This window comes from Pseudomonas sp. FR229a (genome assembly GCF_030209115.1).
GTDB lineage: Bacteria > Pseudomonadota > Gammaproteobacteria > Pseudomonadales > Pseudomonadaceae > Aquipseudomonas > Aquipseudomonas moraviensis_A.
This window is the reverse complement of the sequence record NZ_JARVSP010000008.1, coordinates 156,885-182,796: the sequence shown is the minus strand read 5'-3', so window position 1 is coordinate 182,796 and position 25,912 is coordinate 156,885. Positions and strand designations below refer to the sequence as shown.

The 25,912-nt window shown below is 60.2% G+C and carries 22 protein-coding genes; 12 read left to right on the top strand and 10 right to left on the bottom strand.

What is annotated here, in order from left to right; all coding sequences use genetic code 11:
- The first annotated feature begins 290 nt into the window (after positions 1–290).
- On the top strand, positions 291–2,486 hold the full coding sequence (locus QRN33_RS07430; protein ID WP_285407803.1) for an autotransporter family protein: 2,196 nt from the start codon (positions 291–293) through the stop codon (positions 2,484–2,486).
- A 209-nt stretch (positions 2,487–2,695) separates the two neighbouring features.
- On the opposite strand, the gene oadA is transcribed toward QRN33_RS07430, so the two are convergent.
- On the bottom strand, positions 2,696–4,504 hold the full coding sequence (oadA, locus tag QRN33_RS07425; protein ID WP_285407801.1) for a sodium-extruding oxaloacetate decarboxylase subunit alpha: 1,809 nt from the start codon (positions 4,502–4,504) through the stop codon (positions 2,696–2,698).
- A gap of 100 nt (positions 4,505–4,604) precedes the next feature.
- On the bottom strand, positions 4,605–6,020 hold the full coding sequence (locus tag QRN33_RS07420) for an acetyl-CoA carboxylase biotin carboxylase subunit (RefSeq protein WP_024014853.1): 1,416 nt from the start codon (positions 6,018–6,020) through the stop codon (positions 4,605–4,607).
- Positions 6,021–6,210: 190 nt separating this feature from the next.
- On the opposite strand from QRN33_RS07420, the gene QRN33_RS07415 reads away from it, so the two are divergent.
- Positions 6,211–7,173: a LysR family transcriptional regulator gene (locus tag QRN33_RS07415; RefSeq protein WP_285407799.1), complete on the top strand. Its 963-nt coding sequence runs from the start codon at positions 6,211–6,213 to the stop codon at positions 7,171–7,173.
- Here QRN33_RS07415 and QRN33_RS07410 read toward each other — a convergent pair.
- From QRN33_RS07410 to QRN33_RS07400, 3 genes are all read right to left on the bottom strand, one after another.
- Entirely contained in the window at positions 7,115–7,318 is a 204-nt protein-coding gene (locus tag QRN33_RS07410) for a PA3496 family putative envelope integrity protein (RefSeq protein ID WP_080902479.1), read from the bottom strand. The two genes, QRN33_RS07415 and QRN33_RS07410, sit on opposite strands and share 59 nt — an antisense overlap.
- Positions 7,319–7,493: 175 nt before the next feature.
- Entirely contained in the window at positions 7,494–8,360 is an 867-nt protein-coding gene (gene hexR, locus QRN33_RS07405; RefSeq protein ID WP_007962240.1) for a transcriptional regulator HexR, read from the bottom strand.
- A gap of 127 nt (positions 8,361–8,487) precedes the next feature.
- On the bottom strand, positions 8,488–11,361 hold the full coding sequence (locus QRN33_RS07400) for a GGDEF domain-containing phosphodiesterase (RefSeq protein ID WP_285407796.1): 2,874 nt from the start codon (positions 11,359–11,361) through the stop codon (positions 8,488–8,490).
- Positions 11,362–11,618: 257 nt separating this feature from the next.
- On the opposite strand from QRN33_RS07400, the gene uvrD reads away from it, so the two are divergent.
- From uvrD to QRN33_RS07385, 3 genes are all read left to right on the top strand, one after another.
- Positions 11,619–13,802, top strand: a complete 2,184-nt coding sequence (uvrD, locus tag QRN33_RS07395; protein WP_064365169.1) for a DNA helicase II — start codon at positions 11,619–11,621, stop codon at positions 13,800–13,802.
- Between the two features lie 293 nt (positions 13,803–14,095).
- Positions 14,096–14,971, top strand: a complete 876-nt coding sequence (locus QRN33_RS07390; protein WP_016772449.1) for a Tim44 domain-containing protein — start codon at positions 14,096–14,098, stop codon at positions 14,969–14,971.
- 136 nt (positions 14,972–15,107) lie between these two features.
- The gene (locus QRN33_RS07385) at positions 15,108–15,515 is read left to right on the top strand and encodes an SMI1/KNR4 family protein (RefSeq protein ID WP_123417680.1); all 408 of its coding nucleotides are present in this window, start codon (positions 15,108–15,110) and stop codon (positions 15,513–15,515) included.
- A 21-nt stretch (positions 15,516–15,536) separates the two neighbouring features.
- Here QRN33_RS07385 and QRN33_RS07380 read toward each other — a convergent pair whose 3' ends face one another.
- A complete protein-coding gene (locus QRN33_RS07380; protein WP_083353860.1) occupies positions 15,537–17,300 on the bottom strand; it encodes a cation:proton antiporter in 1,764 nt (587 codons plus the stop codon).
- Between the two features lie 279 nt (positions 17,301–17,579).
- Here QRN33_RS07380 and QRN33_RS07375 point away from each other — a divergent pair, with 279 nt between their 5' ends.
- Complete coding sequence (locus QRN33_RS07375; protein WP_016772447.1) at positions 17,580–18,062, top strand: acyl-CoA thioesterase; 483 nt, start codon at positions 17,580–17,582, stop codon at positions 18,060–18,062.
- A 107-nt stretch (positions 18,063–18,169) separates the two neighbouring features.
- Here the strand turns inward: QRN33_RS07375 and pdxY are convergent, their stop codons facing one another.
- Entirely contained in the window at positions 18,170–19,042 is an 873-nt protein-coding gene (gene pdxY, locus QRN33_RS07370; protein ID WP_042608042.1) for a pyridoxal kinase PdxY, read from the bottom strand.
- A gap of 117 nt (positions 19,043–19,159) precedes the next feature.
- Between pdxY and QRN33_RS07365 the strand changes: the two genes are divergently transcribed.
- Entirely contained in the window at positions 19,160–19,573 is a 414-nt protein-coding gene (locus QRN33_RS07365; RefSeq protein ID WP_042608041.1) for a DUF3301 domain-containing protein, read from the top strand.
- 6 nt (positions 19,574–19,579) lie between these two features.
- On the opposite strand, the gene QRN33_RS07360 is transcribed toward QRN33_RS07365, so the two are convergent.
- On the bottom strand, positions 19,580–20,545 hold the full coding sequence (locus QRN33_RS07360) for a CobW family GTP-binding protein (protein WP_285407787.1): 966 nt from the start codon (positions 20,543–20,545) through the stop codon (positions 19,580–19,582).
- A gap of 41 nt (positions 20,546–20,586) precedes the next feature.
- On the opposite strand from QRN33_RS07360, the gene QRN33_RS07355 reads away from it, so the two are divergent.
- Complete coding sequence (locus tag QRN33_RS07355; protein WP_064365269.1) at positions 20,587–20,943, top strand: hypothetical protein; 357 nt, start codon at positions 20,587–20,589, stop codon at positions 20,941–20,943.
- A 3-nt stretch (positions 20,944–20,946) separates the two neighbouring features.
- Here the strand turns inward: QRN33_RS07355 and QRN33_RS07350 are convergent, their stop codons facing one another.
- Both QRN33_RS07350 and zigA read right to left on the bottom strand, forming a co-directional pair.
- Complete coding sequence (locus QRN33_RS07350; protein ID WP_285407785.1) at positions 20,947–21,597, bottom strand: DUF1826 domain-containing protein; 651 nt, start codon at positions 21,595–21,597, stop codon at positions 20,947–20,949.
- Positions 21,597–22,802, bottom strand: coding sequence for a zinc metallochaperone GTPase ZigA (gene zigA, locus QRN33_RS07345; protein ID WP_285407782.1), 1,206 nt, complete (start codon positions 22,800–22,802; stop codon positions 21,597–21,599). The genes QRN33_RS07350 and zigA overlap by 1 nt, the downstream gene beginning before the upstream one ends.
- Positions 22,803–23,011: 209 nt before the next feature.
- Here zigA and QRN33_RS07340 point away from each other — a divergent pair, with 209 nt between their 5' ends.
- The 4 genes from QRN33_RS07340 (at position 23,012) to QRN33_RS07325 (ending at position 25,903) form a co-directional block, all read left to right on the top strand.
- On the top strand, positions 23,012–23,389 hold the full coding sequence (locus QRN33_RS07340; RefSeq protein WP_285407780.1) for a glutamine synthetase: 378 nt from the start codon (positions 23,012–23,014) through the stop codon (positions 23,387–23,389).
- An 83-nt stretch (positions 23,390–23,472) separates the two neighbouring features.
- Positions 23,473–24,369: a GTP cyclohydrolase FolE2 gene (folE2, locus tag QRN33_RS07335; RefSeq protein WP_285407778.1), complete on the top strand. Its 897-nt coding sequence runs from the start codon at positions 23,473–23,475 to the stop codon at positions 24,367–24,369.
- Positions 24,366–25,034 (top strand): metal ABC transporter ATP-binding protein, encoded by a 669-nt coding sequence (locus tag QRN33_RS07330; RefSeq protein WP_042608035.1) that lies wholly within the window; start codon positions 24,366–24,368, stop codon positions 25,032–25,034. Before folE2 ends, QRN33_RS07330 begins: the two co-directional genes overlap by 4 nt.
- Positions 25,034–25,903: a metal ABC transporter permease gene (locus QRN33_RS07325; protein WP_285407776.1), complete on the top strand. Its 870-nt coding sequence runs from the start codon at positions 25,034–25,036 to the stop codon at positions 25,901–25,903. The genes QRN33_RS07330 and QRN33_RS07325 overlap by 1 nt, the downstream gene beginning before the upstream one ends.
- Positions 25,904–25,912 lie beyond the last annotated feature (9 nt).

Sequence of the window (25,912 nt, the reverse complement as noted above, 5' to 3'; positions counted from 1 at the left end):
AAGACGCCGTAAATCTGCAACAAAATGCACACTAACCTTCGCTATTGGCTTCATAAGTGCAAAATAATGCAGAGAAGCGTTTAACATCACGCTGATAAAAATGCCGCCTTCAAGCGAAAGCTGTAGGAAAAAGAACAATCGGCGCCGCGCAAAAGAATTGTTTGCGAAATCCGGTGAGGATTTTCCGTAGAACGATCCGATGTCGCCTGCATGGATGTGGGAAGCGGCCGACATCGATTTTTTTCGGGCAGCAATAGAGTTGGGTCTTCTCGATAAGGAGGTCGAACTTGATGCCCACTCAACACCTATTCGCACCAAAACACCTGGCTCTGGCTATTTCACTGGCGCTGGGTTGCGTAGCGCTGGCTAATGCCGAGCAATCCAGCGAAGCCACCGAGTCGCCCCCAAGCGTGGAAGCGACGGAGCAGCCCGAAACCAACCTCAAGCAACAGACCATACAAAGGCTTCAGGATTTTCTCAGCGACGCGAGCACGGTTCCCATCACGTTCACTACACCGGAGACCGTGTTCAAAGGGACTGACGTCAACGACTTGATTACCCTTAAAGACGGCGCGAGCTTCACTGGCCGACTGGATGGGGGCAAGGGCGACAATGTGCTGTTCCTCGATGCTGCGAACGGCGGCACGTTGAGCGACACACGCAACTTCAATGGATTATTCGTCGCCCAAGGAGACTGGACGCTGAGCCCCAAAGGTGATTTTCATGAAGGCGTTATGGTCAATAGTGGTGGAGCACTGACCAACCTCGGCAGCATCAAGGGTGACGTCTATGTCCAGACTGGCGGCGGGTTCGCAGGTAAAGGCTCGGTAGGCAATCTTGAAGTGGACGGCCTGCTCACTGTCAATGCGGCGCTTGGCGCTCCCCGAGTAAAAGGCAATCTGCACTTGGCGCCTGGTGCCGAACTGGCTTACGAGGTCACACCCACCGGTAGCCCGACAATCAAGGTCGATGGCACAGCTCAGCTTGACGGCGCCACCCTCAAAGTCGTCGCAGCTGCGGGTGAATTTCCGCAGAGCAGCCAGTACAAAATCATCGAAGCCCGTGAGGTTAAGGGCCAGTTTGGCAGGATCGAGAACGAGCTGGCGTATATGACCGCCACAGCTCAATACAACAAGAAGTCGGTTGCACTGACGTACGCTCGCAATGACGTAGCGCTTGAAAGCCTCGCGCCTACCGAAAATGCAGGCGCGCTTGCAGGCAGTATCATCGAGCCAGAGCCCGACCCGATCTCAACACCCATATCGCCAACGCCTGCTCCCGCCTCACTGACAGCGGTGATCGCAGCTCCAGCGCCGGTCCCGACCTCAGTTGCGAACTTGATTGAAGACTCCGCATTGGTGGGATCATCGACACTAAACGAAATCGTGACTGCGCAAACCAGCGAAGCCGCCGCCCAGCCTGTGCCTGAACTTACAAAGCCTGCTAACGCCGCTGTAGCCGCACTGCTGACCAGCGATAAAACCACCGCGCCTATCGCGCTCGACCAACTCGCTGCCGGCAGCAATGCCAACCTCGCCAAAGCCACTCTGAACAGTGTCACACCGGTCAGTGCGAGCATGCTCTCGGCGATGCGGCAACTGGACAACCGTCCCGGCGCAACGGACGGATCGCGCAGCTCACCGGGTCAGGCCGCAGGCAGCGGAGACTCCGGGCGGGTGTGGATTCAAGCGCTGGGTAACGGCGGCAAGGTTGATCGGGACGGTGACGGCATCCTCCAACACTCCACGCAAGGTCTGGTCGTGGGCGCTGACTGGCGACTCGACGAGCAGTGGCACGTCGGCCTGCTCGGCAGCAAATCACAGACGAAACTCGATGCCCGCCAGTACGACGGCGATCTCGACAGTTGGCACTTGGGCGCCTACGCCGTGCGTCAGGACGGCCCACTGTCGTTGCGTCTCGGCGCCACCTACGCCAGCCATGACGGTAGCAGCACACGACGGGTCGCGTTCAAGGGTTTCAGCGATCGTCTGAAGGGCAACTACGACGCCAATACTCAGCAAGCATTTGCCGAGGCCGGGTTCAACCTGGGCCGCAACAACGTGACCCTCGAACCCTTCGCCAACCTCGGCTATCAGCGCTATCAGCGCGACAGCTACAACGAAAAGGGCGGCGACGCGGCGTTGAAAGTCTACGGCCAGACCCGCGACAACTTCAGCAGCACCTTGGGTCTGCGGGTTGCGCAGGTCAATACGCTGGATAACGGCATGCATTTGACCCCGCGATTGAGCGCAGGCTGGAAACATACCTTCGGCGACATCGACAGCGACACCCGCCAGCAACTGCGCAAGGGCGGCAAGCGTTTCGAAGTGACCGGCGCGGCGCTGGACCGGAACAGTCTGTCGGTGGATGCGGGGCTCGATCTTGGCCTGTCGGCGGCGCACACGCTGGGCGTGGGCTTAACCGGTGAGCTGGGTAATGACAGCCGAACGTATGGCGTGGCGGGCCAATGGCGCATGGCGTTCTGATGGATTAAGCACGCCTCCTGTGGGAGCGAGCCTGCTCGCGAAAGCGGTGGAACATTCGAAGATGATGTTGGCTGATCCGACGCATTCGCGAGCAGGCTCGCTCCCACATTGGCTCTTCAAGCGAGCTTAGAAATATCGAAAATCACAGGCAAAAAAAAGGGGAGCACATGCCCCCCCGAGGTTTAAAGCGTTGGATCGCGGCTGTTATCTCAGCCTTCGATCTCGATAAGGATTTCGCCCGGGTTGACCCGGTCGCCCTTGGCCACATGGATCGCGGTGACCTTGCCGGCAATGGCAGCCTGGACTTCGGTTTCCATCTTCATCGCTTCGGTGATGAGCACGGCCTGGCCAGCCTTGACGGTGTCGCCCTCCTTGACCAGCACATCGACGATGTTGCCCGGCATGGTGGTGCTGACATGGCCCGGCGCCGAGGCCTGTTTGCGTTTGCTGCTGCCGCCGCTGACAAATTCATTGAGCGGTTCGAACACCACTTCTTCCGGCATGCCGTCGATGGACAGATAGAAGTGGCGCTTGCCCTCGGCCTTGACGCCGACGCCGGTGATGTCGACGCGATAGGTTTCACCGTGGACGTCGATGACAAACTCGGTCGGCACGCCTTCGCCGCTCGCCGAGGCCACGGCGCCCGCTTCCGGAATCGGCAGCAGCACTTCCGGGGTGAGGGTGCCGGCGGCACGTTCTTCGAGGAACTTGCGGCCGATGTCCGGGAACATGGCGAAGGTCAGTACGTCTTCTTCGGACTTGGCCAGTGCGCCGATATCGGCACGCAGCTTGGTCATTTCCGGCTTGAGCAGATCGGCCGGACGTACGTCGATGACGTCTTCGCTGCCGATCGCCTGACGCCGGAGTTTTTCATTCACGACGCCCGGTGCCTTGCCGTAGCCGCCCTGCAGATACAGCTTCACCTCGTTGGTGATGGTCTTGTAGCGCTCGCCGGCCAGTACGTTGAAGAACGCCTGGGTGCCGACGATTTGCGAAGTCGGGGTCACCAGCGGCGGGAAGCCGAGGTCTTCACGTACGCGCGGAATTTCTGCGAGCACTTCGCCCATGCGGTTCAGGGCGCCCTGCTCTTTCAACTGGTTGGCGAGGTTGGAGATCATCCCGCCCGGCACCTGGTTGACCTGCACACGAGTGTCGACGGCGGTGAATTCGCTTTCGAACTGGTGGTACTTCTTGCGCACGGCATAGAAGTACAGGCCGATTTCCTGAAGCAGTTCGAGGTTCAGGCCGGTGTCGTATTCGGTGCCTTTGAGCGCGGCGACCATCGACTCGGTGCCCGGGTGGCTGGTGCCCGAGGCGAAGCTGGAGATTGCGGTGTCGATATGATCGGCACCGTTTTCGATCGCCTTGAGCTGGCACATGGCGGCCAGGCCAGCAGTATCGTGGGAGTGGATGAACACCGGCAGCGACTGTTCGGCTTTCAAAGCACGCACCAGTTCACCGGTGGCGTATGGAGTGAGCAGACCGGCCATGTCCTTGATCGCTACGGAATCGCAACCCATGGACTCCATTTGCTTGGCCTGGGTGACGAAAGCCTCGATGGTGTGCACCGGGCTGGTGGTGTAGGCGATGGTGCCTTGCGCATGTTTGCCGGCAGCCTTCACCGCTTCGATGGCGACGCGCAGGTTACGCACATCGTTCATTGCATCGAAGATGCGGAACACGTCAATACCGTTTACCGCGGCCTTGGCGACGAAGGCTTTGACCACGTCATCGCTGTAGTGACGATAGCCGAGCAGGTTCTGCCCGCGCAGGAGCATTTGCAGACGGGTATTGGGCAGTGCGGCGCGCAATTGGCGCAGGCGCTCCCACGGGTCTTCCTTGAGGAAACGTACGCAGGCGTCAAACGTCGCCCCGCCCCAGCATTCCAGCGACCAGTAGCCGACCTTGTCGAGCTTGTCGCAGATCGGCAGCATGTCTTCGGTGCGCATGCGGGTGGCGAGCAGCGATTGGTGAGCGTCGCGCAGGATGGTGTCGGTAACGAAGATCTTCTTAGTCATTGGTATCTCCTCATAGCGGCAAGCTTCAAGCTACGAGCAGCAAGAAAAGCCAATCTGCTTTTACTTGCCGCTTGCAGCTGAAAGCTCGCAGCTGCTTCATTCATAGGCCTGCGTGGGCGGCGATGGCGGCGGCGATGGCCAGGGCCAGCTCTTCGGGTTTGCGCTTGATCGAGTAGTTGGTCAGTTCCGGGTGGCTTTCAACGAAGCTGGTGTTGAACTGGCCGCTGCGGAATTCCGGATTGCGCAGGATTTCCTGGTAGTACGCGGCGGTGGTCTTCACGCCCTGCAGGCGCATGTCGTCGAGGGCACGCAGGCCCCGGTCCATCGCTTCTTCCCAGGTCAGCGCCCAGACCACCAGTTTCAGGCACATCGAGTCGTAGAACGGTGGAATCGTGTACCCGGTATAGATCGCCGTGTCGGTGCGCACGCCCGGGCCGCCGGGAGCGTAGTAGCGGGTGATCTTGCCGAAGCTCGGCAGGAAGTTGTTCTTCGGATCCTCGGCGTTGATACGGAACTGCAAGGCGAAACCACGGTGCTGAATGTCTTCCTGCTTCACCGATAGCGGCAGGCCGGAAGCGATGCGAATCTGTTCGCGAACGATGTCGATGCCGGTGATTTCTTCGGTGATGGTGTGCTCCACCTGAACCCGCGTGTTCATCTCCATGAAGTACACCTCGCCCTCGGCGAGCAGGAACTCCACGGTGCCGGCGTTCTCGTAACCCACAGCCTTGGCCGCACGTACCGACAGGTCGCCGATGTACGCGCGCTGCTCCGGGGTCAGCTGTGGGCTCGGTGCGATCTCGATCAGCTTCTGGTTGCGGCGCTGGATCGAGCAGTCACGCTCGAACAGGTGCACGACGTTGCCGAAGCTGTCGCCGAGGATCTGCGCTTCGATGTGCTTGGGATTGACGATGCATTTTTCCAGGAACACTTCCGCCGAACCGAACGCCTTGGTGGCCTCGGATATGACACGGGGGAAGTTCTGTTCGAGTTCTTCGCGGCTGTTGCAGCGACGGATACCGCGCCCGCCACCACCGGAGGTGGCCTTGAGCATCACCGGATAGCCGATGCGGTCACCTTCGACCAGGGCTTCTTCGATGCCGGAGACATTGCCTTCGGTGCCGGGCGTCACCGGTACGCCGGCCTTGATCATGCTGCGCCGCGCTTCGGTCTTGTCGCCCATGCGCCGGATGACTTCCGCCGACGGGCCAATGAATTTGATACCGCGCTCGGCGCAGATTTCCGCCAGCTCGGCGTTTTCCGAAAGGAAACCGTAGCCGGGGTGCAGCGCATCACAGCCGGTTTCCACCGCCAGGTTCACCAGCTTGCGCGGGTTCAGGTAGCCGGCCAGCGGCTCGGCTCCGACGCTGTGGGCCTCGTCCGCACGCTTCACATGCAACGCATGGCGATCGGCGTCGGAGAAAATCGCAACCGAGCGAATGCCCATTTCGGCGCAGGCTCGCACGATTCGTACGGCAATCTCACCACGGTTGGCGATCAGGATCTTTTTTATCACTTGGAGGTTCCCTTGAGCCGGTGGCACCACGACCTGCTAGACCCAGGTCGACGCGTGACCAAATGTTTCAATTCGGTCGCAGAACCACACTAGCGCTGCCAAGGGATTAACAAAAATGAATAAAAATTGGGTCAGGCATAAGTAAACACTTATAGTTGAAACATATGCCCGCCGACCGAGCCCGAACCCTATGCGTAAGTCATTGATGCGTATGACATTGCGTCAACTGCAGATCTTCAATGAGGTGTGCGACTTACGTTCCTACAGCCGCGCAGCCGAGGAAATGTCTCTCACACAACCGGCCGTAAGCCTACAGATTCGTCAGCTCGAAGAGCTGATTGGCCAGCCGTTATTCGATTATGTCGGTAAAAAACTCTATATGACCGAGGCGGCGGAAGCGCTTCAGCGCGCCAGCCGCGACATTTTCGGACGGCTGGAAAACCTCGATATGCAGCTGTCGGACATGCAGGGGTCGCTGCAGGGTCAGTTGAAACTGGCGGTGGAGTCCAGTGCCAAATATTTCGTACCGCACCTGTTCGCCGCGTTCAAGCGCCAGCATCCGGAAGTCAATTTGCAGCTGACCGTGGTCAACCGTGGCCAGGTCATCCGCCGCCTCTCGGACAACCGCGATGATCTGGTGATCATGTCGATGGTGCCGCAGGACATGGGTCTGGAATTCCTGCCGTTCCTCAACAATCCGATTGTCGCCGTGGCGCGCCCGGATCACCCGCTGGCGCACATGGGCCCGCTGCGCTTGCAGGATCTGGAACCGTACACGCTGCTGATCCGCGAGCCGGGCTCGGGTACGCGCCTGGCCAGCGAGGAATACTTCAAGGAAAAGCGCGTGCACTTCACCCAGACCCAGGAAGTGGCGTCCGCCGAAGCTCAGCGCGAATGCGTGCTGGCGGGTCTGGGCCTGGCGCTGTTGACGCGCCACGCCCTGAACCTGGAGCTGGCGACCGGCGGCTTGGTCGAGCTGCCGGTCGAAGAGTTGCCGCTGATGCGCAGTTGGTGTCTGGTGCAAGCCAAAGCCAAACGGTTGTCACCGGTTGCGCATGCGTTCGTGGCATTTATCCGCAGCGAGCGGGCGCAGATTATTGCGCTGGTTGAGCGTTTCGACGGGAAGCTGCGGGCGCTGCCTGCCAGTGAGTGATCTCGGGAAAATCGCCGATCTCGGCTTGAAGCTGGCGGAGTTCGAAGCGATCTTCAATCGCACGGCGGAATTCCATGCGGCGCTGATCTTCCTGCTGACGACGGGTTTTCGCGGCGCTGTTGCGTTCTTCGTAGGGCTGAGCCATTTCGATTCTCCCAAGGCGAGTACGGGAGTTTTACGATAGGCGTGGGGGATGACGGTTTGATGAAAGTTTCCGTCAAAAAGCGAAAGATCGCAGCCTTCGGCAGCTCCTACAGGGAACGCATTCCAAATGTAGGAGCTGCCGAAGGCTCGGGCCGCGATCGGACGATCTTTTGATCTTAATCGTCCAGCGCTTTCACAGCCTTGGGCGACAAACGCAAACTGCGCAGACTGCGCTTCACGCTCTTGAGGTGATTGACCAGGCTCGGTCCGCGGGCCATGGCCACGCCCATCGCCAGCACGTCGATCACCACCAGGTGAGCGATGCGCGAGGTCAGCGGTGTATAGATTTCGGTGTCTTCGTGCACATCGATCGCCAGGTTCACCGTCGACAACTCCGCCAATGGCGTCTGACTCGGGCACAAGGTGATCAGCGACGCCCCGCTCTCGCGAACGAGGTTGGCGGTGATCAGCAGATCCTTGGAACGCCCCGACTGGGAAATACAGATCGCCACGTCGGTGGGCTTCAGCGTTACCGCCGACATCGCCTGCATGTGCGGATCGGAATACGCCGCTGCGGTCAGCAGCAAGCGGAAGAACTTGTGCTGCGCATCCGCCGCCACCGCGCCCGAGGCACCGAAACCGTAGAACTCGACGCGTTGCGCCTGCGACATCAGCGTGACTGCACGTTGCAACTCAACCGGGTCGAGTTTCTCGCGTACTTCCATCAAGGTGTGCAGCGTGGTGTCGAAAATCTTCAGGCTGTAGTCGGCGACGGAGTCGTCTTCGTGGATGGCGAACTGACCGAAGCTGGCACCGGCGGCCAGACTCTGAGCCAATTTCAATTTGAGATCCTGAAAGCCGGAACAACCGATGGCGCGGCAGAAGCGCACGATGGTCGGCTCGCTGATGCCGACGCTGTGAGCAAGGTCGGCCATGGAACTGTGCATCACTGCCGCAGGGTCAAGCAGCACGTGGTCGGCGACCTTGAGCTCCGACTTGCGTAACAGGTGACGTGACTGGGCGATGTGTTGCAGCAGATTCAAGGGGCTGGACTCTTCTTGTGGGCAAGGATGTAGCAAGCTTGTAGTTATACTACATGAATGGGCATTTTGCCTGCTCAATGCGTAACTCAATGTCCCTGTATCAGGCTTGCAGAGGTGCATGTAGCCCTTACTGCGGACTTTCCTGATCGCGCAAAAGCCCGGCCAGAGTGGCAGCATCCACCGGCCGGCTGATCAGATAACCCTGCACCTCGTCGCAGCGCTCGACGCGGAGAAATTCCAGCTGATCCTGCCGCTCGACTCCCTCGGCCACGACTTTCAGGGCCAGCCCGTGCGCCATGGCGATGATCGCGCGAGTGATCGCGGCGTCCGCACTGCCCGCGCTCAAGCCGCGAATGAACGCCTGATCGATCTTCACGTAATCCACCGGAATACGCTTGAGATAACTCAAAGACGAATAACCGGTACCGAAATCATCGATCGCCAGTTTCACCCCCAGATCGCGCAGTTGCTGGAACGTCGCAATGATGTGTTCGACGCTGTCGAGCAAATGGCTTTCGGTCAGCTCGAGCTCAAGGCAGTGCGGCGCCAGCCCGGTTTCTTCCAGCACTTGCCGCACCAGGCTGACCAGTTTGCCCTGGCGCAGCTGATGCACGGAAAGGTTCACCGACACGCGGATCGGCGCCAGGCCCTGACGCTGCCATTCGCACGCTTGCCAGCACGCCTGACGCAGGACGAATTCGCCGATCGGCCCGATCAGCCCGGTCTCTTCGGCGAGGCCGATGAAATCCGCCGGCGGCACCTGGCCCATGCTCGGATGATCCCAGCGCACCAGCGCCTCGGCAGCATTCAAACGACCGCTTTGCAGGCACAGTTTCGGTTGGTAGAACACCGTCAGTTGCTGCTCTTCAATGGCCCGGCGCAAGTGGTTTTCCAGCTGCAAACGCTCGAGTGTGCTGGCTTGCAGGCTGTCGGTGTAGAACTGGAAGTTGTTGCCGCCCAGATGTTTGGCATGTTGCATGGCCATGTTCGACTGGCTGACCAGCGTCGAGATCTCCCGCGCGTTGTCGGGCAACAGACTGATGCCCATCGAGGCACTCACCACCAGCTCATGCCCGTCAACACTCAGCGGCAAACGCAGCTTGGCCGACAACCGTGTGGCGACCCGGGCCAGGCTCGACAGATTGCCGTAGGCATCGAACAGCACGGCAAACTCGTCTCCCGACAAGCGCGCAATGGTGTCGGCCTCCGGCAAGGCATTGACCAGCCGGCGCGCCATCTTCTGCAGCAACTGATCGGCGACTTCATGACCAAGGCTGTCATTGAGCAATTTGAAACGGTCCAGATTGATGTGCAGCAACGCCAGACTGCGGCGCCCGCCCTGGCGAACCCGCTGATGGGCTTCATGCAGGCGTTCGCGGAACAGCGAACGGTTGGCCAGACCGGTGAGCTCGTCGTAATGGGACAGATAGCGCAGGCGTTCTTCCGACGCCCGCCGCGCCGAGAGGTCGGCAAAGAAGCCAACGATATGGCTGACATTGCCGCGGCTGTCGCGCACCGCATTGAGCTGCAACCATTGCGGGTACAACTCGCCGTTCTTGCGGGTTTCCACCAGTTCGCCCTGCCAGCTGCCGTGCTGCTCCAGCGCATGCCGGATCGCCACGTAGTGACGACGGGCATCGCGGCTGCACGGCAACTCGACAACGTTGCGCCCGAGCATGTCGTCGATCTCGTAACCGGTAACCCGGCTGAAAGCCTGATTGATCGCAATCAGCGCGTAGTCAGGATCGAGAATCACGATGCCTTCGCTGGCCGCCTCGAACACCGTCGCCGCCAGCCGTTGCTGCTCTTCGAGGCTTTTGCCGGCGCTGATATCGCGGCGGGTACCGACCATGCGGATCACCCGGCCGCTGGCGCTGCGCTCGACGGCGCGGCCGCGGTCCTCGATCCACACCCAGTGGCCGTCGCCGTGGCGCAAGCGATATTCGACCTGATAATCCTCGGTGCGCCCCTTCAAATGTTCGACCAGGGCGAACTGCAGTGACGGCACGTCTTCGGGGTGCAGTCGCGGTTTCAGATCGCGCAGCAGCGCAGTCACGTATTCCGGGGCGAGGCCGAACAGTTCCTGAACCTGCGTGTGGTGGACTTCGTCGGTCTGCAGATTCCAGTCCCATAAGCCGAGCTCACTGGCCTTCAGTGCCAGCGCCAACCGCGCTTCGCTTTTGCTCAAGGCCTGGTTGGCTGCATCCAGTTCGCGGCTGCGCTGGGCCACGCGATCTTCGAGATCAACCTGCGCTTCACGCAACCGGGCTTCGGCACAGCGGCGCTGCTCGATCTCTTTGCCCAGTTCCTGATTGAGTTGTTCGCTGCGGGCCTGTGCTTGCTGAAGGTGCTCGATCAGGTGCTGGTTCTGGAAACGCCGGAGCAAACCGCGATCGATCAGCCGATTGACCTGCCACGCGACCACGCTCAGCGAACCGAGCAGGATCAACCCCAGCCAGCCCCAGCCCCGTGCCTGATCGTCGCCGCCCCAGAACAGGTAGCCGATCGCTGGCAGCAGACAGGGCAAGGTAAACGACAGGAACGCCGGCAGGCTCACGGCGTAGGCGACACTGGCCGACAGCGTTGCCGCGCCGATCAGGCCGAATACCCAGGCCTGCTGAATGAAATTGTCGGCGGGAACGAGGGCGATGCCGGCACCGGCCAAAGTCAGACCGGTCATGGTCGAACCGAGCAGAAACATGCGAAACCAGATCGGCCGGGCCTGGCGATCGGGAATCGCCGAATCGAACGCGGCCACCTGGATCACCCGCAACGCGACCAGCGACAGCAGCCACACCAGCCAGACGCTGACCACGAAGTAGCGCTGCGGGCTCCAGAGCAAAGCGGCGCAGACCAGACCATTGATCAACATGAACAGCGTGGGCAACAACGAGCCCTGATACAGCAGACGCGTGCGCTCCACCGCCATTTCGACGGCATAGTGCTTGCGGATCACCCGAGGGTCCACGGAGGGCCCCGACAGTTCGGCGCTGAGGGTCATGGGCAACGTTCTTGTTCTTATAAGGAGGGCGTGCGCCCGAAACGTGGACGGAGCATACACAAGCCGACCCCGTTGCCAAACTGCTGCCGATCACAATTGCAGGGAAAATTTCCGCCGCCAACGCCCCGCTGCCACCCCCCAGGCGAGACAGGCCGAAGCCTGCAGCCAATGACCGACCGGTCGTCCTCGGCAGCACTTTCATCGGCTAATGCAACGCGCGGTTTGCCCGGGCCCGCGGCGCACCCTAGAATGCCCCGATGCGCGATGATCTCTCCCTTCTGCTGAACTCCCTCAACGATGCCCAACGCCAGGCCGTAGCGGCCCCCGTTGGCCGTCAGTTGGTCCTGGCCGGCGCCGGTTCCGGTAAAACCCGAGTGCTGGTGCACCGTATCGCCTGGTTGATCCAGGTCGAGAACGCCTCGCCTCACTCCATCCTGTCGGTGACCTTCACCAACAAGGCCGCTGCCGAGATGCGTCATCGCATCGAGCAGTTGCTGGGCATCAACCCGGCCGGCATGTGGGTCGGCACCTTCCACGGCCTCGCGCACCGCTTGCTGCGGGCGCACTGGCAGGAAGCGGGCCTGAGCCAGACCTTTCAGATTCTCGACAGCGATGACCAGCAGCGTCTGGTCAAGCGGGTGATCCGCGAACTGGGTCTGGATGAGCAACGCTGGCCGGCGCGTCAGGCGCAGTGGTTCATCAACGGGCAGAAAGACGAAGGTCTGCGCCCGCAACACATTCAGGCCAGCGGCGACCTGTTCCTCGCCACCATGCGCGGCATCTACGAAGCCTACGAGGCGGCGTGCCTGCGTGCCGGCGTGATCGATTTCTCCGAGCTGCTGCTGCGCGCCCTCGACCTGTGGCGTGATCATCCGGGCCTGCTGGCCCACTATCAAAAGCGTTTCCGTCATATTCTGGTCGACGAGTTCCAGGACACCAACGCCGTGCAGTACGCATGGTTGCGCCTGCTCGGCAAGGGCGGTGACAGCCTGATGGTGGTGGGCGACGACGATCAGTCGATTTACGGCTGGCGCGGCGCGAAGATTGAAAACATCCATCAGTATTCTTCGGATTTTCCGGATTCCGAGACGATTCGCCTGGAGCAGAACTACCGCTCCACCGCCGGCATCCTCAAAGCCGCCAACGCCTTGATCGCCAACAACACCGGGCGCCTGGGCAAAGAGTTGTGGACCGACGGCGGCGACGGCGAAGCGATCAACCTGTACGCGGCGTTCAACGAACACGACGAAGCACGCTACGTGGTCGAAACCATCGAAAGTGCGCTGAAAACCGGCCTGGCCCGTAGCGATATCGCGATTCTGTACCGCTCCAACGCCCAGTCGCGAGTGCTCGAAGAAGCCCTGCTGCGCGAGCGGATTCCGTACCGCATCTATGGCGGGCAGCGCTTCTTCGAACGCGCGGAAATCAAGAACGCGATGGCCTACCTGCGCTTGCTTGAAGGTCGCGGCAACGATGCGGCGCTGGAACGGGTGATCAACGTGCCGGCCCGTGGCATCGGCGAGAAAACCGTCGAAGCGATCCGCGAGCACGCGCGACACAGCGATGTATCGATGTGGGAAGCGATGCGCCAACTGGTCGCCAACAAAGGCCTGACCGGCCGCGCCGCCAGTGCGCTCGGTGCATTCATCGAGCTGATCGAGAACCTCGCCGCCAAGTGCGCCGAGATGCCGCTGCACCTGATGACGCAAACCGTCATCGAGCAGTCCGGCCTGATCGCCTATCACGAAGCGGAAAAAGGTGAAAAAGGTCAGGCTCGAGTGGAAAACCTTGAGGAACTGGTCAGCGCCGCGCGCAACTTCGAGAACACCGAAGAGGACGAAGAGCTGACGCCACTGGCGGCATTCCTCGGCCACGCATCGCTGGAGGCCGGCGACACTCAGGCCGACGAGCACGAAGACAGCGTTCAGCTGATGACCCTGCACAGCGCCAAAGGTCTGGAATTCCCTTACGTGTTCCTGGTGGGCATGGAAGAAGGCCTGTTCCCGCACAAGATGAGCCTGGAAGAGCCCGGGCGTCTTGAAGAAGAACGGCGTCTGGCCTACGTCGGTATCACTCGGGCCATGCAGAATCTGGTGATGACCTACGCGGAAACCCGGCGTCTGTACGGCAGCGAAACCTACAACAAGGTGTCGCGTTTCGTACGCGAGGTGCCGAAGGGCCTGATTCAGGAAGTGCGTCTGTCCAATAGCGTCAGCCGACCGTTCGGCGGCAACCAGTCGATGAGCGGCAGCAATCTGTTCAGCGGCAGCGAGATACCGGAAACCGGTTTTGTGCTGGGTCAGGCCGTACGTCATTCGATCTTCGGCGAAGGGGTGATCCTCAACTTCGAAGGTTCCGGCGCCCAGGCCCGAGTCCAGGTGAACTTCAGCGAAGGCAGCAAATGGCTGATGCTCGGCTATGCCAAGCTGGAAGCCATCTGACCCCGGTTTTTTTTGTGGGAGCGAGCCTGCTCGCGAATGAAATCAAAGCGGTTGATCTGATACACCGCGGTGCAGCTTTCGCGAGCAGGCTCGCTCCCACAGGGTTCGGTGTTCTGACCCACAATCCCTCTGAACCTATCGCCTTTTCCTACAGACAAAAGTACATCGGCTGATTGCCTCGCCAAGCTGAACGCAACCTGTCAGGCAAAAGCCCGAAACACTCTCTCGCTAGCCAGTAACACTTCAGCTGTGCAACATGGCGCGCGTGTCTCCACAAAACGGGAATACCCTTTATGAAACGTTTTCTTAGCATCGCCATGGCGTTGTGCATCGGCCTGACGATGAGCCTCGACGCCAACGCCAAGCGCTTTGGTGGTGGCAAAAGCGCCGGCGCTGCGCCGACGCACCAGACCAGCCAGATGGCTCCATCTTCTCCAGGCGTGGGCGGTGCAGCAGCGACCGCTGGCGCTGCCGGTGCTGCTGGCGCCGCGGCCAAGGCCGGCGGTGCTTCTCGCTGGCTCGGCCCTCTGGCGGGCATCGCCGCCGGTGGCTTGCTCGCGTCGATGTTCATGGGCGACGGCTTCCAGGGCATGCAGATCTTCGACATCCTCATCATGGCGCTGATCGCGTTCGTGATCTTCCGCTTCATTGCCGCCCGTCGTCGCAAGCAGCAGGAGCAATTCGCTCCGGCCGGCGCGCCGATGCAGCGTGAAGTGTTCGAGCAGAAGCCAGCCGCCATGGGTTCGATCTTCGGTGGTTCGGCTGCTCCGGCTGCCGCCCGTCCGGTGATCAACGCACCGGCCTGGTTCAACGAAGAGCGCTTCCTTGAAGCCGCACGCAGCCACTTCCAGTCGCTGCAGCAGCACTGGGACGCCAACGAAATGGACAAGATCGCCGAGTTCGTGACCCCGCAAATGCTTGAGTTCCTCAAGCGTGAGCGTGCCGATCTGGGCGACGGCTTCCAGTCGACCTATATCGACAATCTGCAGGTGCAGCTGGACGGCGTCGACGATCGTGCCGACAAGACCATCGCCACCCTGACCTTCACCGGCGTGTCGAAAACCTCGCGTTTCGACCAGGGCGAAGTGTTCAGCGAGAGCTGGAATATGGAACGTCCGCAGGGCGACAACCAGCCTTGGCTGGTCGCCGGTATCCGCCAGAACGGCTGATCCCTGCTGCGCTTCACTTGCGGTAACAGAACCCCGGCCCCGGCCGGGGTTTTTCATTTCACGGTTGCATCTGTAGCGAGCTACTGTATAAACCGGCCCATATAAACCGCGCCATTCAAGCAAGAGGATCCCGGACGTGGAAGAAATTATCGAACAACTGCGCGAAGCCAACGAACCCGTGCCGGTTCCTTTGGAACTGCCTGACGAAGACCTGCTGGTGGAAATCGAAGAACAACTGTTCATCGACATTCCGTTTGTCTTCAAGGAATTTTTGCTGACCGTCAGCGATGTGGTCTATGGCAGCCTAGAACCCGTGACGGTTACCGACCCGCAGTCACACACCTATTTACCGGACGTCGCGGCCAATGCGTGGGATGTGGGCGTTGAGCGCAGCCTGATCCCGATCTGTCAGGACGGCGATGACTACTACTGTGTCGAAGAAGACGGCACCGTGGTGCTGTGGCAGGCCGAAGAAGAATTGATCGCCGAGGAAACCTGGGAATCGGTATGGCACTGGGCGCGGGACGTCTGGCTGGAGAGCTGATCCGCCAGACGCCCCGGGTGGTCAGTGCCCCGACGACTCGTTGTGGTTGTCGAGGGTTTCCAGCAGGGCCACCTGCATGCGCGTGTGCACGCGGATGAACCAGCGCCAGAGCAGCGCCGCTACCGCAGCGGCGACTACGGCGATCAGCACCAGCAGCTTATTGGTCGGCAGGATACTGGCCGACAACGCCGCCAACAGCAGGAAAATCACCAGCAGCGAGAGAATCGGGATCACTTCGGCGATCACCCGTCGCACTCGCTGCGTGTGACGCCCGGCCATCTCCGGCTTGACGCCCATCTCCGCCAGTAGCATCGACAGCGCTTTGAGCTTGCGATATGCCGCGATCAGGAATGGCAGCGAAACCAACAACGCCCCGCCCCAGATCAACGCCTTCTGCCAGCTCGGATCGCTGATCCAGTCCTGCAGCCACAACGACATGCGCTCGGCGAAATACGCGCCGGCGAAGAAGATCGCAATCACCAGCGCCAGATTGACCCCGACCTGCAACAGAATCCGCCGGATCATCGACGCCAGCATAGCGCCCTCGCCTTGCGGCTGAATGCTGCGCAACCATTCGCCATACATGCCGAGCACCCGGCCGAGACGCTTGGGCACGGCTGCCGAGAGCTTGATCGACAGCGGATCCGCCGCGCGAATCAAGTACGGCGTCAGCAGCGTGGTGATCACCGACACGGCCACCGCGACCGGATAGAGGAAGTTGCTGGTCACCTGCAAGGTCATGCCCAGCGCGGCGATGATGAAGGAAAATTCGCCAATCTGTGACAGGCCCATGCCGACCCGCAGCGAGGTTCGTCCGTCGTTGCCAGCGATAAATGCTCCGAGGCCGCAGGACAACATCTTGCCCAGCACCACGGCGACGGTGATCACCGCAATCGGCCAGGCGTATTCGATGAGAATCAGCGGGTCGAGCATCAGCCCGATCGCAACGAAAAAGATCGCACTGAACAAGTCACGAACCGGCTCGACCAGGCGCTCGATTTTCAGCAGCTGTCGCGACTCGGCCATGATCGCGCCGATCAGGAAGGCGCCGAGGACCATGCTGTATTCGAGCTTGACCACCAGCAGGCAGAAGCCGAAACACAAGCCAAGCACAGTGATCAGCAGCATCTCGTTGCTTTCGAATTTCGCTACATATGCCAACAGACGCGGCACCAGCAGGATGCCGATGACCAGCGCGACGATCATGAACAGCGACAGCTTGCCGACCGTGGAGAACACTTCGCCCGAGCTCACCGTGCCGCTGACCGCGATGCTCGACAGCAGCGCAATGATGCCGATGCCGAGGATGTCCTCGACAATCAGCACGCCGAAGATTAACTGGGCGAAGCGCTCGTTTTTCATCTTCAGATCGTTGAGGGCTTTGACGATGATGGTGGTTGAGGAAATCGCCAGAATCGCGCCAAGGAACAGCGAATCCATGGTGTTCCAGTCGAACCAGCGGCCAATCTCGTAGCCGATCCAGATCATCAAAATGATTTCGAGGAACGCGGCAATAAACGCTGTGGCCCCGACCTTGAACAACTTGCGCAGGCTGAACTCCAGACCGAGACAGAACATCAGGAAAATCACCCCGAGTTCGGCCAGGGTCTTGATGGTTTCTTCGTCGTGGATCAGGCCGAACGGTGGTGTGTGCGGGCCGATGATGAACCCGGCGACGATGTAGCCGAGCACCACCGGTTGCTTGAAACGGTGGAACAGCACGGTGACCACACCTGCGACCAGCATGATCACTGCCAGATCCTGAATAAAACTGATGGCATGCATGGCGTGGGCTCCTTGATCACGACAGTCGCAGGCAGACGTCAGAATAGTCCGCGCGAGCAGGTTAAAAATCCGCTTTAGATGTGGGAATTGCCCTTGGGCAGGGCTTTTGCAGGTTAACACCGCGACTTCGCTCTGGAAGCCGGTGCAATATATGGAAACAGATCGCTACCGGCGTGACGGCGGCCCGTTGCCCGGCGTCCCGATAACGGTGCTTTCTGAAAAGCCACCAAGCGCCCGCAGAGGCGCTTCCAGCCATCAGCCTTGACCCGTGAGAACGTTATGGAACCCGGAAACGCCCAGCTGTCGATGACGGTACTGATGACCCCCGACATGGCCAACTTCTCTGGCAATGTCCACGGCGGCACCCTGCTCAAATACCTCGACGAAGTGGCCTACGCCTGCGCCAGCCGTTATGCCGGGCGCTACGTGGTGACACTGTCGGTTGATCAGGTGATTTTCCGCGAGCCGATTCATGTCGGCGAACTGGTGACCTTCCTCGCCTCGGTCAACTACACCGGCAACACGTCGATGGAAGTCGGCATCAAAGTGGTCACGGAAAACATCCGCGAACGCTCGGTGCGCCATACCAACAGCTGCTTCTTCACCATGGTCGCCGTGGACGACCAGCGCAAACCGGCCGCCGTACCGCCGCTGCAACCGCAGAACAGCGAAGACAAGCGCCGCTTCATGCAGGCGCAACAGCGTCGGCAGATTCGTCAGGAGCTGGAGAAGCGTTATCAGGAGATCAAGGGCGACGCTTGAAATGGAGAGCGCTCGATTGATCGCTTTCGCGAGCAGGCTCGCTCCCACATTGGGAATGCATTCTTCCTGTGGGAGCGAGCCTGCTCGCGAATACAGACGACTAGCTCTTAGAGACTGATCGCTGTCGCCTCGAACTTCACCCGCGGATGGGCAATCCGGTCCTGCGCCCGCACCAGTTGCAGCTCATAACTGGCGCACGCCTGGGTTTCCAGCAACACCTCATGCACCGCCGCTGCGGTGAATTCGAAGGCCGCGAGCAGGCTGTCGCCCAGCAGTACCCGCGCCAGGAACAGGCCGGATGTCAGATCGCCCACGCCCACCGGCTGACGCGGAAACGCCAGTAATGGACGGCGCAGATGCCAGCTGCCCTCAGCCGTCACCAGCAGCATCTCGAAACCATCGGCCGGTTTGCCCGGGTAATCCAGATGCTTGACCAGCACTGCTTTCGGCCCGCGCGCCAGCAGCGCCCGCGCCATGGCAAGGCAATCAAACAGCGACTGCGGCTTGCGCCCGGAAAAACTGTCCAGCTCCAACTGGTTCGGGCACATGATGTCCGCCACGGCGGCCGCTTCATCGAGCAGGAAATCGCTGACCTCGGTGGGCACGCTGCAACCCTTCTCTGGATGACCCATGACCGGGTCACACAGATACAACATCTTCGGATTGACTGCTTTGATCCGCGCCACACCGCTGAGAATCGCCCGGCCCTGCGCGGCGCTGCCGAGATAGCCGGACAGCACCGCATCGCAGTTGCCCAGCTCGCCAATCGCGGCGATGCCTTCGATCAGTTCGGGAATCTGCTGCGGCGCCAGCACTTCACCGGCCCACTGACCATACTGGGTGTGGTTGGAGAACTGCACGGTGTTGAGCGGCCAGACGTTGACCCCGACGCGCTGCATCGGAAAAACCGCAGCGCTGTTGCCGGCGTGGCCAAACACCACGTGGGACTGGATGGCGAGCAGATGAGGCGTACGTTTCATTCGGGTCATTCCGTAAAACGATTGAAATTCAAGCCGCGCAGTATGCGACGAAACACAGCCTGTACGACAGACCGGCGAGACAGTTAAGCTGACGCCATCTTTTGGAGTTCGATGTAGATGCTGACCCTGGAAAACATCTTCGTGCTGATGCTGTTCGCCGCTGCCGGTGCCTGGTTCTGGCACAACCACGGCTTGCGCGAGCGCGCGCTGGAGCGGGTCAAACAGCATTGCAGCAACGTCGGCGTCGAATTGCTGGACGGTAACGTCGCGCTGAAAAAGATCGGTTTGATCAAGGATGCCAACGGTCGCCGCCGACTGGCGCGGGTGTACAACTTCGAATTCACCGTGACTGGCGAGAGCCGCCACAACGGCACCGTGACCCAATTCGGCGCGCACAGTGCGCAGATAGAATTGGCACCCTACCCGGCACCGTTCGACGATACGCCGCCGGTGGTCGAAGTGCACAAGCCTCGCGCGGAAGTCATCGAGCTGAGCCAGTGGCGGCAGGAACATACCAAGTGGAAGCCTTGAGCTGATTCACCGAACTCGGCATTGAGTCAAATCGGCTTCTAGCTGTTCGATGTTCTGCGGCCCGGTAAAGATCAGCTCAATTCGCGAATCTTTTCGCCATTCGCTGGCCTGCCAAATCAGATCTGCATTTTCCAGCGCATTGATTGAAACCCAGCCATCGCTGCTGTGGATGACCAGTTTGGCCCGCTTCCACTCGAGAGCGGCCAGCCAATCAACGATGCGTCCTTGGTCAAATATCTGTCCAGGATGCCAGCGCCACCCGATGCTCCAGCCATCCTCCTGCGCCTGGCTCAGGCAAATCGGCACGCTCGGGTCGCTCCAGACGGCCGGCAGCTGCGCCAAGCCCGTGGGCAGCGGCAGATTAACCACGCCTTCGGTTGCTTTTTCTGTCATCCCCGGCAGCTCATCCAGAGGCAACTGGGCTTGCTGCGTCCAGATCATCCTGACCGGTGGCAGCTGGCGAGCGATGTTCTCCCGAACCGTTTCATCAAGGTCGTCTGCCTTGTTCAACAGCAACAACCCCGCGCTGGCCAACGCTTGCTGCTGGGCCCCCGGCAAGCCTCTACCTGAGTGCAATGCCTGAGCATCCAGGACCAGAACACACGGCTGAACCGCCAGCACGCCCAGCCACGGCGCCGCGTTCAATTGCTTGAGCAACTGCGCCGGATGACCCAGCCCGGATGGCTCGATAAACAGTCGATCCGGTCTGGCCTTGCGCAGCAAGCGGCCAAGGCCGATCTGGAACGGCGCGCCATTGACGCAACACAGGCAGCCCCCGGCCACCTCACCCAGTGCGATACCATCGGCATCGCAAGTCAGCAGCGCGGCATCCAGACCGATCTGGCCGAACTCGTTGATCAGCACCGCCCAGCGTTCGTCCGCGGGCCGCTGCGCCAACAACTGGCGAATCAGGCTGGTCTTGCCCGCGCCCAACGGGCCGGCGATGACGTGGGTCGGAATGTTCTGCAACATGGCGGGTACTTTTCTGCTGACAGTTATTGAGGAGACTGATGATGCGCTGGTGGGGATGGTCGTTGCTGTTGACGCTGCTGTCGAGTGAAGCGTGGGCCCAGGCCTGCGTGGTGCACACACAGGGCGAACGGCTCGACGTCAAAGTCTGTCAGCAGAACAGGACGATTCCGCAGAAATTGTTCAGCGACGGCTTCTGCCAACCGACGCTGGCCGGGCAGAAGGTCGAGGTGCAATACGTCGATCAGTGCCCGAGCGGGGCTTTCGGTGTGTGCAGCAACGCGCAAGTCGCCAATATGCCCTATCGCCAGGATATCCACTATTACGGCGTGGCCACTGATGCGGCGTATCTCAAGCCGTATTGCGAAGGCCAGAGCCAGGGTGCCTGGCGCAAGCCCTGAGTGTCAGCCGAGCCAGTCGAGGGTCAACAACAGACGGTGTTCACCGGGAGCCGGTTGCGGTGAACGATGGATCAGGCCGAAGCCTTCATTGCCGTGCCACTTTTCGCCTTTGAGCAGGGCAACGTCGCCGCTGTTGAGCTGGCGAATCGTCGCTGCATCTTGCGGTTCGGCATTGGCCTGACCAAGTCGCGTGCGATCCATCGCCCCCTCTTCAAGCCACTGGCTACCGACCCCGGCATAGGTCGTGATCAGGCGCACGGGTACGTGATCGACGTGGAAGCGCGGGCACATGGCCTTGTCCAGCACGCGCAGGCGCACGCCGATACGCCGCGCGCCGAGCAGGCAGGCGAAGGCACTGATCAGCCATTTAAGGTCGCTCATGAAACCTTCGTAACCTTGAAGATCACGCAGCCCTGAAGCCAATCCGTCGAGATCCGGTTCTGCGTCTTCTTCAGGTAATTCCAGGCAAAGCGACTCAGCCAAGGGCTCGTCGAGCGACAGCACTAATTGTGCGAAATCGGCGATGTGCAAAGGCAGCTGGCGTTGCCAGACGGCGAGATTGGTTCCGTCCTCAAGGATTCGCGTCAGCGTTTGCGGGCTCAGGCCCTGATGCTGATGACGGGTAAGGAGGTGCTGATCTTTGAGTGCGAGCATCAGGCGGCCTCTTCGTGCCAAGGGCCGAAGGGATCAGGCAGCAAGCGCCAGCCTTCTACACCCATTGCCATTTCTTCATCGGTGAGCAGACAGGCATCCAGCTCGGCTGTGAGTTGTAGGAAATCGATGTTCTGACCGATGAAAACCAGTTCCTGGCGGCAATCTCCTACGCTCGGAGTCCAGTTTCCCATGATGGCCTGTACGCTTTGCTGATCCTCAGGCCATTGATTCTTCGCCACGAAACGCCACCAGCGACCGGCAAATCCATGCCGCATCAAACCACCGGCCTGCGACCAACTGCCAGCATCGGTAGGCTTGCTGGCGAGCCAGAAGAAGCCTTTGGAGCGCAGCAGCTTGCCGTTCAGCCATGGGCGGTCGATGAAGCTGAAAAAGCGCTGTGGGTGGAAGGGCCTGCGGGCGCGGTACGCCGTCGAGGCGATGCCGTACTCTTGAGTTTCCGGGACGTGCTCACCGCGTAATTCCTGTAGCCATCCGGGTGCTTGTGCGGCTTTTTCAAAATCAAAACGGCCAGTGTTGAGGATTTTCTCCAACGGCACCTCGCCCATCACCATTGGAATGATTTCAGCCTGGGCATTCAGGCGCTTGAGGATCGCTATGAGCTCTTCGCGCTCATGCTGGCTGATCAGGTCGATTTTGCTGATCAGCAGGACGTCGGCGAATTCGATCTGTTCGATCAACAGGTCCGTGATGGAACGCTCGTCTTCTTCACCGAGGATTTCGCCGCGAGAGGCGAGGCTTTCGGCGGCCTGGTAATCGAGCAGCAAGTTCACGCCGTCGACGACTGTGACCATGGTGTCGAGACGGGCGATGTCGGCGAGGCTTTGTTCGTGTTCATCGCGGAAGGTGAAAGTTTCGGCGATTGGAAGCGGTTCGGAGATGCCGGTGGATTCGATCAGCAGGTAATCGAAACGTCCTTCCCTTGCGAGCTTGCTGACCTCTTCAAGCAGGTCTTCACGTAACGTACAGCAAATGCAGCCGTTGCTCATTTCAACGAGTTTTTCTTCTGCGCGGTTCAAGCTGACATCACGCTGGACTTCGCTAGCATCAATATTGATTTCGCTCATATCGTTAACGATTACCGCAACGCGCAGACCTTTTCGGTTACGTAGTACGTAATTCAAAAGCGTACTCTTTCCGGCGCCGAGAAATCCTGAAAGTACGGTGACGGGCAGTTTCTCTGACATTGGATAATCCTCGTTGATAGCCGCCGATATGCGCTTTGGTGATATGCGCATGACGTATTGCGCTTCACGTCTTGGGAGTGAAGAAGGCAACGGTTGTTATCGGCAGCTCCGGCTGGTTTGCGCCTTATGTTATAGTGTAACAATAAAGAGTTGCTAGCCCGAGCGGGAAGATTTCACGATTTGTCTCGCCACCTATCCTGGAAACCGCGATGAACAATGCGCTGAAATACCTGCTTTTGAGTTCCGGCATGGCGCTCACCGGCCAAGCCGAAGCACAAGTTCCCGGTCTCGCGCACTGCACGCGCAGCGCTAACCTGCTGGCTTGCGTGGACGCCGAAGGCAACGCCTATAGCGTCAATACGGTCGGCACCACGCTGTATCTCAGGGGATTCGAAAAGAATGGCCATCGCTACTGGGCGCAAACCAACAGCCGGTTCGGCCAACTGACGTTTTTTACCGGCATCGCCTCGGATGGCGAGGCTTGGGTCGGCTATACCCGGCGTGTCGGCTGGACTACCATCAACCGCTTCTCGAGCTCGGGAGGCAGCAGCGCAAGGTTCACTTGCAGCCGGATGACGGGCTGCTAGTGAAAACCTTTTCATGAAAAAAGCTTCGCTGAATGCAGCGTTATAATGTAACGTAAAATGAGATCAACACGACGGTCTCAACCATGAACGCTCTTACGCTGCCGGATACCGCCAACCAATCTGCACGCCAGGCATTGCCACTCGATTGGGTAGGCATGCGTGGGATTGCCCTACCCGTTTTGCTTGAAGGCCAACGCCTCAGTGCCAAAGTAGACGCTGGCGTGAGCCTTGATGATGGTGAAGCGCGCGGTATTCACATGTCGCGGTTGTACTTGGCACTCGATACGCTCGAACAGCGAAGCCTTTCCCCGGCGCTGTTGCGGGAAATACTCAAGCGTTTTCTGGCCAGTCATCAGGGTCTGTCTGACTGCGCATATCTGAACATTCATACTGAATTGCTACTGAAACGACCCGCGCTGATCAGTCCCGTGGCAGGCTGGAAATCCTACCCGGCTACCATCTCAGCCAGCCTGAAACAGCGAATGTTCCACGTGGAACTAAAAGTCGAGGTGCCTTATTCCTCGACATGCCCGTGCTCCGCAGCCTTGGCAAGGCAATTGATCCAGCAGCAATTCGTCGACGATTTCGCCAATAAGTCTCTGCAGCACGCTGAGGTGTTGGCATGGCTCGGCTCAACCAAAGGGATCGTAGCGACACCGCATAGCCAACGCAGTTATGCGCAACTTCACCTGCATCTTGATGACTTCATCGATGAGCTACCGCTGACCGCGATCATCAATGACGCCGAAGCCGCCCTCGGCACCGCCGTTCAGACCGCAGTAAAGCGCCCAGACGAGCAGGCCTTCGCTCTCGCCAACGGGCAAAATCTGATGTTCTGCGAAGACGCAGCCCGCCGTCTCAACCTGGCACTGCAGCGCACGCCGGGTATCAACCGATTCCATATCCGCGTGATCCATGCCGAAAGCCTGCACGCTCACGACGCCGTTGCCGAGAGCAGCTGGCAGCGGGAACAACCGTGATCCGCTGCCAATCGCTGGTCTGGGGCGCGCCCGGACAACCGTTGACGACACCTCTTAGCCTGGAGTTCGAAAGCGCCAGCCTGACTGCCGTCATCGGCGCCAACGGCTGCGGCAAAAGCAGTTTGCTGAAAGTCATCGCCGGATTGCAAAAGCCCTTGGCTGGCAAAGTGGAAATGGCTGTTCCACGGCAAAGCGGCATTTCCTTTCTGCCGCAACAGCAGCACCTGGATCGACAATTCCCGATCAGCCTCGAAGAACTCATCGCTGCAGGTTTCTGGGGTCGTCGGCTCTCGACTCAATTGCGCACGCAGCGCTTGAAAAACGCACTGGAAGACTGGCACTTGAGTGGACTTGAACAGCGTCCTTTGATGGCCCTGTCCGGCGGTGAATTACAGCGCGCGCTGCTCGCGCGATTGAGTCTCGCAGACGCCCCAGTGCTGTTGCTGGATGAACCGCATGCCGCACTCGATGAACTCGGGCAGCAATTGCTCTGGCAACACATTCACCACTGGCAGGCGGAGGGCCGAACACTGGTTGTGGTCTGCCATGACCTGGTCGCGGTGCGACAACATATTCCGCATACGCTGCTGATCAGAAACGGCCACTGCGTGTACGGGACCAGCCGAGAATTGATCCAGCCGACACCGTCCATGCGGGTGGCCTGATGCTCATCACCGTCAGCCATTTTTGGCAGCCCTTCAGCGAATTCGTATTCTTGCGCCGCGCCTTGCTCGGCGGACTGGTGCTGGCATGCAGCACGGCGCCCTTGGGCGTGTTCCTGATTCTCAGGCGAATGAGCCTGATCGGCGACGCGGTGGCCCACGGCATTCTCCCCGGTGCGGCATTGGGATTCTGGTTCGCCGGTTTGAGCCTCCCCGCCCTTACGCTCGGTGGCCTCGGCGCCGGTCTGAGCATGGCCGGTCTCGCCGCCTGGATCACCCGGCGCACGGGCCTACGCGAAGACGCCAGCCTCGCCGCTGTTTATCCGATCTCACTGGCCAGCGGCGTGCTGATTCTTGGCATGGCCGGCAAACGCCTCGACCTTTTGCATTTGCTGTTCGGCTCTGCGTTGGCCGTGGACGGGCCGACGCTGACCGGCATGCTTTGGGTCTCGGCCCTCAGCCTCGTGGCCATGACCGCGATCTACAAAGCGTTGTTACTGGACACACTAGACCCGCTGTTCTTGCGCACGGTCAGCCGTCTCGGGCCGCTGGCCCATGCCGTGTTTCTCACTCTGGTCGTGCTGAATCTGGTGATCGGCTTTCAAGCCATCGGCGCACTGATGGTGGTCGGACTGATGATGCTGCCTGCGGCCGCATCAAGGTTCTGGAGCCGCCGCCTGCCGGTACTGATTGCTGTCGCCGCCGTCATGGGTTGCCTGTCGGTGTGGCTCGGCTTGCTGCTGTCGTTCTACTACTCGCTGCCTAGCGGCCCGGCCATCGTGCTGGTCGCCGGGGTCGGCTATCTGCTCTCGGTGGTGTTCGGGCCGGTTCACGGTTTGCTGCACCGTCCGCCCTTGCTCACATCCCAATGAGGTGTTTCC

Coding starts and splice junctions, on each gene's coding strand:
- QRN33_RS07430 (WP_285407803.1), top strand. CDS start 291: ATGCCCACTCAACACCTATTCGCACCAAAACACCTGGCTCTGGCTATT.
- oadA (WP_285407801.1), bottom strand. CDS start 4,504: ATGACTAAGAAGATCTTCGTTACCGACACCATCCTGCGCGACGCTCAC.
- QRN33_RS07415 (WP_285407799.1), top strand. CDS start 6,211: ATGCGTAAGTCATTGATGCGTATGACATTGCGTCAACTGCAGATCTTC.
- QRN33_RS07410 (WP_080902479.1), bottom strand. CDS start 7,318: ATGGCTCAGCCCTACGAAGAACGCAACAGCGCCGCGAAAACCCGTCGT.
- QRN33_RS07400 (WP_285407796.1), bottom strand. CDS start 11,361: ATGACCCTCAGCGCCGAACTGTCGGGGCCCTCCGTGGACCCTCGGGTG.
- uvrD (WP_064365169.1), top strand. CDS start 11,619: ATGCGCGATGATCTCTCCCTTCTGCTGAACTCCCTCAACGATGCCCAA.
- QRN33_RS07390 (WP_016772449.1), top strand. CDS start 14,096: ATGAAACGTTTTCTTAGCATCGCCATGGCGTTGTGCATCGGCCTGACG.
- QRN33_RS07380 (WP_083353860.1), bottom strand. CDS start 17,300: ATGCATGCCATCAGTTTTATTCAGGATCTGGCAGTGATCATGCTGGTC.
- QRN33_RS07375 (WP_016772447.1), top strand. CDS start 17,580: ATGGAACCCGGAAACGCCCAGCTGTCGATGACGGTACTGATGACCCCC.
- pdxY (WP_042608042.1), bottom strand. CDS start 19,042: ATGAAACGTACGCCTCATCTGCTCGCCATCCAGTCCCACGTGGTGTTT.
- QRN33_RS07365 (WP_042608041.1), top strand. CDS start 19,160: ATGCTGACCCTGGAAAACATCTTCGTGCTGATGCTGTTCGCCGCTGCC.
- QRN33_RS07360 (WP_285407787.1), bottom strand. CDS start 20,545: ATGTTGCAGAACATTCCGACCCACGTCATCGCCGGCCCGTTGGGCGCG.
- QRN33_RS07355 (WP_064365269.1), top strand. CDS start 20,587: ATGCGCTGGTGGGGATGGTCGTTGCTGTTGACGCTGCTGTCGAGTGAA.
- QRN33_RS07350 (WP_285407785.1), bottom strand. CDS start 21,597: ATGCTCGCACTCAAAGATCAGCACCTCCTTACCCGTCATCAGCATCAG.
- zigA (WP_285407782.1), bottom strand. CDS start 22,802: ATGTCAGAGAAACTGCCCGTCACCGTACTTTCAGGATTTCTCGGCGCC.
- QRN33_RS07340 (WP_285407780.1), top strand. CDS start 23,012: ATGAACAATGCGCTGAAATACCTGCTTTTGAGTTCCGGCATGGCGCTC.
- folE2 (WP_285407778.1), top strand. CDS start 23,473: ATGAACGCTCTTACGCTGCCGGATACCGCCAACCAATCTGCACGCCAG.
- QRN33_RS07325 (WP_285407776.1), top strand. CDS start 25,034: ATGCTCATCACCGTCAGCCATTTTTGGCAGCCCTTCAGCGAATTCGTA.